At 59.3% G+C, this 12,908-nt stretch carries 11 protein-coding genes; 8 read left to right on the top strand and 3 right to left on the bottom strand.

The window, feature by feature from the left end:
• Window positions 1-116 precede the first annotated feature (116 nt).
• The 7 genes from prmA (at window position 117) to AB4N44_RS20525 (ending at window position 9,832) form a co-directional block, all read left to right on the top strand.
• Complete coding sequence (gene prmA / locus AB4N44_RS20555) at window positions 117-995, top strand: 50S ribosomal protein L11 methyltransferase (RefSeq protein WP_460107770.1); 879 nt, start codon at window positions 117-119, stop codon at window positions 993-995.
• Between the two features lie 30 nt (window positions 996-1,025).
• Window positions 1,026-2,303 (top strand): DUF3426 domain-containing protein, encoded by a 1,278-nt coding sequence (locus AB4N44_RS20550; protein WP_460107773.1) that lies wholly within the window; start codon window positions 1,026-1,028, stop codon window positions 2,301-2,303.
• Window positions 2,304-2,488: 185 nt separating this feature from the next.
• On the top strand, window positions 2,489-3,499 hold the full coding sequence (dusB, locus tag AB4N44_RS20545; protein ID WP_150750037.1) for a tRNA dihydrouridine synthase DusB: 1,011 nt from the start codon (window positions 2,489-2,491) through the stop codon (window positions 3,497-3,499).
• Window positions 3,496-3,816 carry a DNA-binding transcriptional regulator Fis gene (gene fis, locus AB4N44_RS20540; protein WP_003221275.1) on the top strand — a complete coding sequence of 107 codons (321 nt, stop codon included), beginning with the start codon at window positions 3,496-3,498 and terminating at the stop codon, window positions 3,814-3,816. The genes dusB and fis overlap by 4 nt, the downstream gene beginning before the upstream one ends.
• 83 nt (window positions 3,817-3,899) lie before the next feature.
• Window positions 3,900-5,507 carry a bifunctional phosphoribosylaminoimidazolecarboxamide formyltransferase/IMP cyclohydrolase gene (purH, locus tag AB4N44_RS20535; protein ID WP_007914589.1) on the top strand — a complete coding sequence of 536 codons (1,608 nt, stop codon included), beginning with the start codon at window positions 3,900-3,902 and terminating at the stop codon, window positions 5,505-5,507.
• A 155-nt stretch (window positions 5,508-5,662) separates the two neighbouring features.
• Complete coding sequence (gene purD / locus AB4N44_RS20530; protein WP_127925676.1) at window positions 5,663-6,958, top strand: phosphoribosylamine--glycine ligase; 1,296 nt, start codon at window positions 5,663-5,665, stop codon at window positions 6,956-6,958.
• Between the two features lie 99 nt (window positions 6,959-7,057).
• On the top strand, window positions 7,058-9,832 hold the full coding sequence (locus AB4N44_RS20525; RefSeq protein WP_460107776.1) for a hybrid sensor histidine kinase/response regulator: 2,775 nt from the start codon (window positions 7,058-7,060) through the stop codon (window positions 9,830-9,832).
• 22 nt (window positions 9,833-9,854) lie between these two features.
• On the opposite strand, the gene AB4N44_RS20520 is transcribed toward AB4N44_RS20525, so the two are convergent.
• The 3 genes from AB4N44_RS20520 to AB4N44_RS20510 are packed head-to-tail and all read right to left on the bottom strand — an operon-like array spanning window position 9,855 to window position 12,281.
• Entirely contained in the window at window positions 9,855-10,496 is a 642-nt protein-coding gene (locus AB4N44_RS20520; RefSeq protein ID WP_150750039.1) for a hypothetical protein, read from the bottom strand.
• Window positions 10,493-11,194 carry a hypothetical protein gene (locus AB4N44_RS20515; protein ID WP_160038066.1) on the bottom strand — a complete coding sequence of 234 codons (702 nt, stop codon included), beginning with the start codon at window positions 11,192-11,194 and terminating at the stop codon, window positions 10,493-10,495. Before AB4N44_RS20515 ends, AB4N44_RS20520 begins: the two co-directional genes overlap by 4 nt.
• Before the next feature lie 55 nt (window positions 11,195-11,249).
• Window positions 11,250-12,281 carry a hypothetical protein gene (locus AB4N44_RS20510; protein WP_224790082.1) on the bottom strand — a complete coding sequence of 344 codons (1,032 nt, stop codon included), beginning with the start codon at window positions 12,279-12,281 and terminating at the stop codon, window positions 11,250-11,252.
• Between the two features lie 4 nt (window positions 12,282-12,285).
• On the opposite strand from AB4N44_RS20510, the gene AB4N44_RS20505 reads away from it, so the two are divergent.
• A complete protein-coding gene (locus AB4N44_RS20505) occupies window positions 12,286-12,882 on the top strand; it encodes a MarC family protein (protein ID WP_025111770.1) in 597 nt (198 codons plus the stop codon).
• Window positions 12,883-12,908: the final 26 nt, after the last annotated feature.

Below are 12,908 nucleotides of genomic sequence, written 5' to 3'. Positions count from 1 at the left end.
CCTACAAGGGATTGGCGCTACAAATCCAGCTCCCACAAACCGCCTGCGCTCGCGTAAACTTGCGCGCTTCTCGCCGGCCGCTAGGCTGCAATCAATATTTTTCAAAGGTGCCCGCCATGCCTTGGCTGCAAGTACGTCTCGCCATCAGCCCGGAACAAGCCGAAACCTACGAAGACGCTTTCCTTGAAGTGGGCGCCGTGTCGGTGACCTTCATGGACGCCGAAGATCAGCCGATCTTCGAGCCGGAACTCAATACCACCCCGCTGTGGGCGCACACGCACCTGCTGGCGCTGTTCGAGGGCGGCACCGAACCGGCACCGGTTCTGGCCCACCTGGAACTGCTGACCGGCAGCCCGCTGCCTGAGCATCACAGCGAAGTCATCGAAGATCAGGACTGGGAACGCAGCTGGATGGACGGTTTCCAGCCGATGCGTTTCGGCCAGCGCCTGTGGATCGTGCCGAGCTGGCATGCCGCGCCTGAGCCTGACGCGGTCAACCTGCTGCTCGATCCGGGTCTGGCCTTCGGCACCGGCACTCACCCGACCACCGCACTGTGCCTGGAATGGCTCGACGGTCAGGACCTGAAAGACTGCAATGTGCTCGACTTCGGCTGCGGCTCGGGGATTCTGGCGATTGCTGCCCTGCTGCTCGGCGCCAAGGAAGCGGTCGGCACCGACATCGACGTGCAGGCGCTGGAAGCCTCGCGTGATAACGCCGGGCGCAACAACATTGCCGAAGAACTGTTCCCGCTGTACTTGCCGGAAGATCTGCCACAGGTCAAAGCCGACGTACTGGTCGCCAACATTCTGGCCGGCCCACTGGTTTCTCTCGCGCCGCAACTGTCCGGCCTGGTGAAATCCGGTGGCCGTCTGGCGTTGTCGGGCATCCTTGCCGAGCAAGGTGATGAAGTTGCGGCCGCTTATGCGCAGGACTTTGATCTCGACCCGATCGCCAATCGCGATGGCTGGGTGCGCATCACCGGCCGTCGGCGTTAATATGGGCGCCTGCATAATCCGGATCGCCGCATGACCGACAGCTTCGTCACCCAGTGCCCGCATTGCCAAACCAGTTTCCGTGTCAGCCATGCTCAATTGAGCGTGGCCCGCGGGGTGGTTCGTTGCGGCTCCTGCCTGCAAGTGTTCAATGCGGCCAAACAGCTGCTGGAGCAACACGCCGGCAAGGACGCGGTGACACCGGTTGCACCCTCGATTGTCGAGCAGCCGCCGATTATCGAGGCCCCGCCCGTTGTCCAGGCGCCGGCCATCGTCGAACAGCCCGCGCCGCGTGCCATCAGCCAAAAGCAGTGGAGCGCGTCCGAGCTGGATCTCGACAGCCTCGATCTGGACGAAGAACTGGCCCGCCTCGAACAACGGGAAATCCAGCCGACCACCGAATTCGGTCATCCACGCGAAGATGCCCTGAGCGCACGCCGCGACAACCCTGAACCAGATGAAACGCTCTGGCGCGACAGTCTGTTCAGCGAGCGCGCCGATGAACACACGGCCGAGCCCGAGGACGACGAGGCAGAAATCGCCGACATCGAACCGGTCAAATCCGAGCGCACCGAGCCTTCGCTGTCACTGGAACCGGTGGATCTGGATGACGAACCAGCGATTCCGCATCTGCGCCTGCACGACCCGATCGACCCCAATGCCCGCCGCGAACGCCTGTCGGCCAGCGACGAAGCCGATGACGACGATTTGCCATCGATCGAGCCGCTGCGCAAAAAGCGCGAGCGCGCAGAGCCCGGCGTACGCGCCGAAGTCCTGCAAGACCTGACCGACGACCCGCTGCAACTGGACTGGCAGAAGCGCCGCTCGCCGTGGGGCCGACGTATGCTCTGGCTGCTGTTGGTCCTGCTGGCGGCGGGAGGCTTGGCCGCCCAGTACATCTCTTATCATTTCGAAGAGCTGGCCCGACAGGATCAGTATCGCCCGTGGTTCCAGCAAATCTGCCCGCAGATCGGCTGCACGGTGCCGTCCAAGGTCGACATCGCACGAATCAAGAGCAGCAATCTGGTGGTGCGCAGCCATCCGGAGTTCAACGGCGCGTTGGTGGTCGATGCGATCATTTACAACCGTGCGACGTTCTCTCAGCCGTTTCCATTACTGGAACTGCGCTTCGCCGACCTCAACGGCCACCTGATTGCCAGTCGTCGCTTCAAACCCGGCGAATACCTGAGAGGGGACCTCGAAGGTCTGGCGGAAATGCCGCCGCAGACGCCGATCCACATCGCGCTGGATATTCTCGATCCAGGCCCCAAAGCGGTGAATTACAGCCTGAGTTTCCACTCGCCCGAGTGACGCGCTTCATCGCTTTCGAATTGACGGCGGTTTTCTGACTTTGCCATCCACAACCAAACCCGTGGCGATAACAGAATAACTGTTCAGATTTTGTTCAATTCAGCCTTTATCCAGTCATCGAGAGCGGGTATCATGCCAACCCTTTTTCGAACTCTCATGATCCGGCCCCACCTCAGGGAAGTCCTATGTCGGCGGTACGCATCGGCCCATACACATTACAGAACGGCTTGATTCTCGCCCCGATGGCGGGGGTCACCGACCAGCCCTTTCGTCAGCTGTGCAAGCGTTTGGGCGCAGGGCTTGTAGTCTCGGAAATGGTCACCAGCGACATGAGCCTGTGGAATACCCGCAAGTCGCGCCTGCGCATGATCCACGAAGGCGATCCCGAGCCACGCTCGGTACAGATTGCCGGTGGTGATGCGCAGATGCTGGCGGATGCAGCCCGGGCCAACGTCGAACTGGGCGCACAGATTATTGATATCAACATGGGTTGCCCGGCAAAGAAGGTCTGCAACAAGGCCGCCGGTTCCGCGTTGTTGAAGGACGAAGCACTGGTGACCGAGATCCTGCAGGCCGTTGTGGCGGCGGTTGATGTGCCGGTCACCCTGAAGATCCGCACCGGCTGGGATCGCGACAACAAGAACGGCCTGACCGTGGCGAAGATCGCCGAGCAGGCCGGCATTACGGCGCTGGCAGTGCATGGCCGCACTCGCGCCGATCTGTACAAGGGTGAAGCCGAATACGACACGATTGCCGCGATCAAGCAGGCGGTGTCGATCCCGGTGTTTGCCAATGGCGATATCGATTCGCCGGAAAAGGCCCGTTACGTCCTTGACGCGACCGGTGCCGATGGCCTGTTGGTAGGCCGCGCCGCCCAAGGGCGGCCATGGATTTTTCGCGAGATCGAACACTTCCTGCGTACCGGCGAGAAATTGCCGGCACCGGAGCTGATCGAGGTGGAACACATACTGCTGGAGCATCTGGCCGCACTTCACGCTTTCTATGGGGATGTGATGGGCGTGCGCATTGCGCGCAAGCATGTGGGCTGGTATCTCGCAACCTTGCCGGGCGCCAGGGAGTTTCGCGCCCACTTCAATCGTTTGGATGGTACGGAAACACAATGCGCCAACGTTCGGGAGTTCTTCGCCGAGCGTTACAAGAGCCTGACAGGGGACGAAGAAGGGGTGGCCGCATGACGATGATGACCGAGACTTTAGTGAGTGGAACAGCACCCGTGAGCGACAACGTGAATTTGAAACAGCACCTCAATACCCCGAGCGAAGAAGGTCAGACCCTTCGCGGGAGTGTCGAGAAGGCGCTGCACAATTATTTCGCCCACCTTGAGGGCGCATCCGTCACGGATGTGTATAACCTGGTGCTCTCCGAAGTCGAGGCGCCCCTGCTCGAAAGCGTGATGAACTACGTCAAGGGCAACCAGACCAAGGCGAGCGAGCTGCTGGGACTTAACCGCGGCACGCTGCGCAAGAAACTCAAGCAGTACGATCTGCTGTAAGCATTCAATCAAACCAGAAAGGCGCCCGCGTAAAAAACGGTCGCCTTTTTTGCTGACTTCCTTTGCTTTTGATGGAAATTGAGATGACCGACCAGACTACCCGCCTGCCGATCCGCCGCGCCTTGATCAGCGTTTCCGACAAGACCGGGATCCTCGAATTCGCCAAGGAGCTTGAAGCTCTGGGCGTCGAGATCCTCTCCACCGGCGGGACGTTCAAGCTGCTGCGCGACAACGGTGTTGCCGCAGTGGAAGTCGCGGATTACACCGGTTTCGCCGAAATGATGGACGGTCGGGTGAAAACCCTGCACCCGAAAATCCACGGCGGCATCCTCGGTCGTCGCGGTATCGACGACGCGATCATGAGCGAGCACGGCATCAAGCCGATCGATCTGGTTGCAGTCAACCTGTACCCGTTCGAAGCCACCATCAACAAGCCAGGCTGCGACCTGCCGACCGCCATCGAAAACATCGACATCGGCGGCCCGACCATGGTCCGTTCGGCAGCGAAAAACCATAAAGACGTAGCGATCGTGGTAAATGCCAGCGATTACGCCAGCGTGCTCGAAGGCCTCAAGGCCGGCGGCCTGACCTACGCTCAGCGTTTCGACCTGATGCTCAAGGCTTTCGAACACACCGCTGCCTACGACGGCATGATCGCCAACTACATGGGCACCGTGAACCAGGCCGCTGAAACCCTGAGCACTGAAGGCCGCAGCGAATTCCCGCGCACCTTCAACAGCCAGTTCATCAAGGCCCAGGAAATGCGCTACGGCGAGAACCCGCACCAGAGCGCGGCGTTCTACGTGGAAGCCAAGCCTGCCGAAGTCGGCATCGCCACTGCGACCCAACTGCAAGGCAAAGAGCTGTCGTACAACAACGTCGCCGACACCGACGCCGCGCTGGAATGCGTGAAGAGCTTCGTCAAGCCAGCCTGCGTCATCGTCAAGCACGCCAACCCGTGCGGCGTGGCCGTCAGCCCGGACGCTGAAGGCGGCATCCGTCAGGCCTACGAACTGGCTTACGCCACCGATACCGAATCGGCGTTCGGCGGCATCATTGCCTTCAACCGTGAACTGGATGCCGAGACCGCCAAGGCGATCGTCGAGCGTCAGTTCGTTGAAGTGATCATCGCTCCAAGCGTCAGCGAAGAAGCTCGCGCCATTGTTGCAGCCAAAGCCAACGTGCGCCTGCTGGCCTGTGGCGAGTGGTCGGCTGACCGCGCCGCGGCCTGGGACTACAAGCGCGTCAACGGCGGTCTGCTGGTACAGAGCCGCGACATCGGCATGATCAGCGCCGACGACCTGAAAGTCGTGACCAAACGTGCGCCGACCGAACAGGAAATCCACGACCTGATCTTCGCCTGGAAAGTCGCCAAGTACGTTAAATCCAACGCCATCGTCTACGCCAAGAACCGTCAGACCATCGGTGTCGGCGCGGGCCAGATGAGCCGCGTAAACTCGGCGCGTATTGCCGCGATCAAGGCTGAGCACGCCGGCCTGCAAGTGGCCGGTTCGGTGATGGCCTCCGACGCGTTCTTCCCGTTCCGCGACGGTCTGGACAACGCAGCCAAGGTCGGTATCACTGCGGTGATCCAGCCGGGTGGTTCGATGCGTGATGCTGAAGTGATTGCCGCCGCTGACGAAGCCGGCATCGCGATGGTCTTTACGGGCATGCGCCACTTCCGTCACTAAGAACACGTTCCAATGTAGGAGTGAGCCTGCTCGCGATAGCCATTGATCAGTCAAAGCTGCAGTGACTGACACACCGCAATCGCGAGCAGGCTCACTCCTACAGAAAAGCGTCCCTGCGGCGCTCAACAGAATTAGCGTCATCCGAGGTTTTTGAAATGAATGTTTTGATCATTGGCAGCGGTGGCCGTGAACACGCCCTGGCCTGGAAAGTGGCTCAGGATCCGCGCGTGCAGAAGGTTTTCGTCGCACCGGGCAACGCAGGCACCGCCATTGAAGCCAAGTGCGAGAACGTCGCCATCGACGTGCTGGCCCTTGAGCAACTGGCCGACTTCGCCGAGAAAAACGTTTCCCTGACCATCGTCGGCCCGGAAGTACCGTTGGTGGCTGGCGTTGTCGATCTGTTCCGCTCCCGTGGTCTGGACTGCTTCGGTCCGACCGCCGGTGCCGCGCAACTGGAAGGTTCGAAAGCCTTCACCAAGGATTTCCTCGCGCGCCACAAGATTCCGACCGCCGACTACCAGAACTTCACCGAGATCGAGCCGGCTCTGGCTTATCTGCGTGAAAAAGGCGCGCCGATCGTGATCAAGGCCGATGGCCTGGCCGCCGGTAAAGGCGTGATCGTCGCCATGACCCTGGCTGAAGCCGAAGACGCAGTGCGCGACATGCTCGCTGGCAACGCTTTCGGTGATGCCGGTTCGCGTGTGGTCATCGAAGAATTCCTCGACGGCGAAGAAGCTTCGTTCATCGTCATGGTTGACGGCAAGAATGTGCTGCCGATGGCCACCAGCCAGGACCACAAACGTGTTGGCGACGGCGACAGCGGCCCGAACACGGGTGGCATGGGTGCTTACTCCCCTGCCCCGGTGGTCACCGCCGACGTGCACAAGCGCGTGATGGATCTGGTCATCTGGCCGACCGTGCGCGGCATGGCTGAAGAAGGCAACGTCTACACCGGTTTCCTCTACGCCGGTCTGATGATCGACAAGGCCGGTAACCCGAAAGTCATCGAGTTCAACTGCCGCTTCGGCGATCCGGAAACCCAACCGGTGATGCTGCGTCTGCAATCGAGCCTGGTGCTGCTGGTCGAAGCCGCTCTGGCGCAAGCGCTGGACAAGGTTGAAGCGCAGTGGGATCCACGTCCGAGCGTCGGCATCGTGCTGGCGGCTGGCGGTTACCCGGGCGATTACGCCAAGGGCGCAGCGATCAACGGTCTGGACGCAGCGGCGAAGCTGGAAGGCAAAGTCTTTCACGCCGGCACCGCGCTGAAAGATGACAACGTCGTCACCGCCGGTGGTCGCGTACTCTGCGCCACCGCAATGGGCGCCAGCGTCGGCGAAGCGCAACAGCAAGCCTACAAGCTGGCAGCGGCCATCGACTGGGAAGGCTGCTTCTACCGCAAGGACATTGGCTACCGTGCCATTGCCCGTGAACGTGGCGAAACCCAGGAATAAGCTGTACCTCAGGTCCGGCGAGGGATACCGTTCCTCGCCGGGCTGTTCCGCCGCCGCGCATCGTTATATTCTGGCATCAACCTACGAAGGGATTTCGCCGTGCGCTGGCTCAGGATTGCCATAAGCTTCACCGTCACATTGCTGACCTTGCTCTGCATGCTCCCGGTCCAGGCCGCGCAAGGCAGTGGCTGGTCGGTATTGCTCGACGATCAGGGCAATCTGCAACTGAGCGACATCCGCTCCGCTCGTTACACCAATCAATTCAGCCCCATCGACCTTGACCGCCTCACCGCGTCCGAGCCCGATGGCGCCTTGTGGCTGCGTTTCAGGCTGACGCCGGGCAAGCACGAACAAGTGCTGCGCATCTTTGCCCCGGACCTGTCACAGCTCAATCTCTATGTACTCGACGGTGACAAGCTGATCGAGCAACGCAACACCGGCACCGACCAGCCGCAGGCCGAACGGCCGTTGCCGAGCAGCGACTTCATGCTGCCGTTGCCACAGAGCGACAACCCCCTCGATGTCTATCTGCGCATGGTCTCCGACCATCAGTTGCGCCCGCACGTCACCCTGCAATCGGCGGTGATGAGCGCGGCCAACCACAATCAGACGCTGGTCTTCGGCTTATTGTTCGGCTGCCTCGGCATGCTGCTGTTGCACAACCTGGTGCGCTACGCCTATTCACGCTCGCGCAGCAGTTTGTGGCTGGCGGTCTGCGAAGGCCTGTTGGGCCTCAGCCTGTTGCTGCTGCTCAATCTCGCCGGCCCGTGGCTGCCGAACTGGCATGCGGTGCAGACGCCGGGCGCCTATCTGGCACTGTTGCTGACCGCTCCGGCCGGATTGATGTTCGCCTATCGCTTCTTCGCCCCGCTCGGCCCGCACCCGCTGAACAAGCTGTTGATCGGCGATATCCTGTTTATCGTGACCTGCAGCCTGTTGCTGTTGTTCGTCAACACCCTGCCGCTGAACATCATCACTTATGCACTGGTGGCGCTGGCCGGCCTGAGCATGTTGTTTGTCGCGTTCTATCACTGGCAGAAGGGTTATCGCCCAGCGCGCTTGTTCGTCGCGGCGATGGTGGTGTTCAACATCGGCACGCTGATCATCTTGCCTGCGCTGCTGGGCCTGACGCTGGTGTCGCCGCAAGGCCTGATCATGACCCTGATGGCGTTCATCTGCATCAGCGGTCTGTTGATGAGCATCGCCCTGGGCGAGCGGCAGCGCAGCATCACCGAAAGCCGTTTCAGCGTCAGCCGCGACCTCGCCGCGAGCAATGCCGAGATCAACGCCAAAGCCGAATTCCTCGCCAAGATCAGCCACGAAATCCGCACGCCCATGAACGGCGTGCTGGGCATGACCGAACTGCTGCTGGGCACGCCGTTGTCGGTCAAGCAACGCGACTACGTACAGACCATCCACAGCGCCGGCAACGAACTGCTGACGCTGATCAACGAGATCCTCGACATCTCCAAGCTCGAATCCGGCCAGATCGAGCTGGACGACGTGCAGTTCGACCTTAATGCCCTGATCGATGACTGCCTGAGCATCTACCGGGCCAAGGCCGAACAACAGAACGTCGAGCTGATCAGCTTTATCCAGCCACAAGTGCCGCGAGTAATCAGCGGCGACCCGACACGCCTGCGCCAGACCCTGCTGAGCCTGCTGGAAAACGCCCTGAAGAAAACCGACGAAGGCGAAGTGCTGATCGTCGTCGCGCTCGACGAGCGCAGCAGTAAACCGCGTTTGCGCATTGCCGTGCAGGACAGCGGCCAGCCCATGGATCAGGAAGAGCGCGATGCGCTGATGCACGCCGAGCTGCACAGCAAGCACTTCCTTTCGGCCAATCGTCTGGGTGGCAATCTGGGGCTGGTGATCGCACGCCAACTGATCCGCTTGATGCAGGGCGAATTCGGCATCAAGAGCGGCGCCAATCAGGGCAGCACCTTGTGGCTGACCCTGCCGCTGGATCCCGATCGCCTCGAACACCCGACGTCAGATCTCGACAGCCCGTTGCAAGGCGCGCGGGTGCTGGTGGTCGATGACAACGACACCTGCCGCAAAGTGCTGGTGCAGCAGTGCAGTGCCTGGGGCCTTAATGTCAGCGCCGTGCCGTCGGGCAAGGAAGCGCTGGCCCTGCTGCGCACCAAGGCGCACTTGCGTGACTATTTTGATGTGGTATTGCTCGATCAGAACATGCCGGGCATGACCGGCATGCAGCTCGCGGCCAAGATCAAGGAAGACCCGAGCCTGAACCATGACATCCTGCTGATCATGCTCACCGGCATCAGCAATGCGCCGAGCAAGATCATCGCGCGCAACTCGGGGATCAAACGCATCCTCGCCAAACCGGTGGCCGGCTACACGCTCAAAACCACCCTGGCCGACGAGCTCAATCAGCGCAACAAAGGCCAGGTGGTGTTCCAGCCGCAAGTGGTCACCCCGGCCACGGCCGCCAAAGTGCCAAGCGACTTCCGCATCCTCGTCGCCGAAGACAACACGATTTCGACCAAAGTGATTCGCGGCATGCTCGGCAAACTCAACCTGCAACCGGACACCGCTGCCAACGGCGAAGAGGCGCTGCAAGCGATGAAGGCCCAGCGTTACGACCTGGTGTTGATGGACTGCGAAATGCCGATCCTCGATGGGTTCTCGGCGACCCAGCAACTGCGCGCGTGGGAAGTCAGCAACCAACGCATTCGCACGCCGATCGTGGCGCTGACGGCGCACATTCTCGCCGAGCACAAGGAGCGCGCGCGGCAGGCCGGGATGGATGGGCACATGTCCAAGCCAGTCGAGTTGTCGCAATTGCGCGAGCTGATCGAGCACTGGGTCGCCCAGCGTGACCAGCAAAACCGGACGGCGTCGACTTTCTGAGCAGGATCGTATTGTTATTCGATCAGATCTCCAGGCCATCAAGGTATTTGAGAGAGCCGGTGATGACCGAGTTTTTGACCTTTTCGCGAAACTGAGCGTAATGCAGCGTGTTGAATGTGATGGCCGCAATTTGTTCAACGCTGTTGTGGACAAGTGTTTCATCCTTGCTGAACAAAAACCCGCTGGCCTCTCTCTCGATCTGGAACTGACGGTGATAGATGCCCATTTCCACTTTGTTCGGGCCACTCATCACGCAGGGGATCATTTGAAAATATCCGACATTGGCACGCAGGCTCGTGGACTCGAACAGCCTGAGTGCCAATGTGTTACGTTCCATCACCCGCAACGCACGCCGCATAGGTTCGCCGAACTGCTCACCCAATACCGCCGCGATACGCTGCGTTGCCTGACCGGCCATCAGATTATTGCGCGACGGAGTCAAGGTTTGCGGTTTCGGCACGTCCCATCCGACAAATTTCAGGACATTCCTGTAGTACTCGAACCAGTCCCCCGATAGCCCGTCCTCGAACGCCGCGCGCGTTGCTCTTTGCGCATAGGCTGTGCTCATGTAGATATCATCTCGATGGGTCGCAGGCAGGCCACCGGCAAACGCCACGACACTGCCGCCCACCACCGCAGCCTGCGGTGTAATCAAGTCCTTCATGCCGTAATCTCCTTGGGCAGATTCAGCACTGCCACGCTGTCCGCAAGTTTGTCCCTGACTTTCCTGGCAATGGCTTCACGCGCGCCGCTGTAGCGCATTTCGGACAGACTTGCCCGGGCGTGATGCACATGGACCAAGCCTTGAACCTCTTCGCATTGATACAACTGTTGAAATGGATTTTGGCTTAACTCGAGTGACGTCTCGAACTCAACAAACGCGCTTGCGATCGCATCGGCAGCGTTCGCAACAATCACCAGTAGATGCACCTTCGCCAACGGCGCTGGCATGCTGTCCGACTCGGCCGTAACCGATATTTTCATGAAACTGCGCAATCGCTGGATGGCGAGTTCGTCGCCCGGTATGTGTGCCATTCGCTGCAGAACTGCGCCCATTATTCGGGTTTCAGGCATTGCATCATTGCTTAACGCTGTATTGAAAAACTCCAGCGCGGACTGATTTCCGGGATTGCTGACCTGCCATGTCTGCTTCGACTTCTGATGGCGCAACCAGAAATCATCAAGGACACTCACGTACGTGCCGTACCAATCCGGGGACAGGGATTTTTCATGTTTCTTATTGGCAACCCGTTGCGCCAGCAAAATCGAATTGACCAGATCGCTATAAACTTCCAGCCGCTCACCATCGGGAATAATCACCACGCAAGCCCCGACAACCAAAATTAAACATTCATCATTCATGTCAGGCCTCCGTAATAAAAAAGGGCAGTCGCCATGACTGCCCTTCTTCTGTTAATCAGACTTCATACTCTTCGATTTTCGATACAACGTTCAGACCCAGTTTAGTCCTGATGGCCATGCGCGCCTTATCAGCAATTTCGGTATTCTTGGCAAAGATCGTTTCACCGGTGTACAACTTCACATTGCGAATATCTACATCGACAAACATAACTTTAGTGGAAGTATTGCGACGCAGAAAACGCACAGCGCCGACGGCCATGATGGCTTCGCCATTAACTTCGGTACAGACGCCAGCGGTGATGCCACCAACGCCGTGGTTCAGCAGATTGCGTTCATACAGAGTCAATGCGGTGTCACGTTTTTTCAGAGCGGTGATGGCGTCGCTCGCCGTCTTCAGCATCAGCGCAGTTGCAGGGCCAGGCACCGCAAGACCCGCTACCACCGAGCCGAGAATTTCCAGGACCAGTTTATCCATCCGTACGCTGGTGCCCGCAACCTCCAGATCGTTGTAGTACTTGGTGACAGGCGTCCAGCCTGAGTTGGTCATGACCTCGCGAAACAGCAGATACCACTCCAGGCCCTGGCTTTCGAGCGGGAATTTCTTGTTGGCGACAAGTGTCGCGAAAAGAAAGGCATTTTGTGCGTCGGTCCGATTGTCATCCGTCAGATGAGCAGAAAATGCCAAAAGCCCCTCGCCAACAACTGCCGCCTTTGTCGGCGCTTCCACGGCGTCACCGGAGTTAAGGGTCAAGGCAACACCACGAGCTTGAATAGTTGGAACTTCATCAATTTCATATTGCTGCAAAGCACTAATGCAATTAGCGACATAGAGTTGTTGCATTACTGGGTTATTCACTTTGAATTCCTTATCATCATTTAAGCAAGCCTTCATTAACTTGCGAAAACAACCATAACCAAAGCCACCAACAACCGACAAACAAAAACATGTAACACTACTTGCCAAACCCATCAAAAGCGCAACTAAAAAAACAACTAATCCAATAACAAGCAGCATTCTAAAAGTCGATACCCCAACCCCGTAAAGCGCTGATAGACTCCATCCCCATTCTCCTTCCCTGCGAGACATGACCATGCTCCACGTGTTGTTCAGCGTTTACCTGAAGATGCTGGTGCTCTACAGCCCGTTCTTCGTGTTGTCCTGCTTTATCAGCCTGACCCGTGGCTACTCGCGCAAGGAGCAACGGCGGCTGGCCTGGAAAGTTGCGGTGGCGACGCTGGTCTCCAGCGTCTTGCTGTATTTGTTCGGGCGGGTGATTTTCGATGTGTTCGGCATCACCGTGGATGCGTTTCGCATCGGTGCCGGCAGCGTGCTGTTCATTTCGGCGCTGGGCATGGCGCAGGGCAAACCGGCGGTGCAGGCCGACAACGTGCAGCAGGACGTGACCATCGTGCCGCTGACCATTCCGCTGACCGTCGGCCCGGGCACCATCGGCGCCCTGCTGGTGATGGGGGTCAGCCAGCCGCACTGGGACGATAAGCTCACTGCGATCATGAGTATTGCGCTGGCCAGTTTCACGGTGGGCGTGGTGCTGTATCTGTCGAACCGCATCGAACGGATTCTGGGGGATCAGGGTTTGCAGATCGTCAGTCGTTTGATGGGTTTGTTTGTCTGCGCACTGGCGGCGCAGATCATTTTTACCGGGGTCAAAGGTTATCTGGTGCCTTGAGCGCCCGACCTCGGTTTAACTGCCAA

It is taken from the genome of Pseudomonas sp. S3_C06, assembly GCF_054667675.1.
The sequence above is the reverse complement of the archived record's forward strand: the minus strand, read 5'-3'. Positions and strand labels throughout refer to the sequence as shown.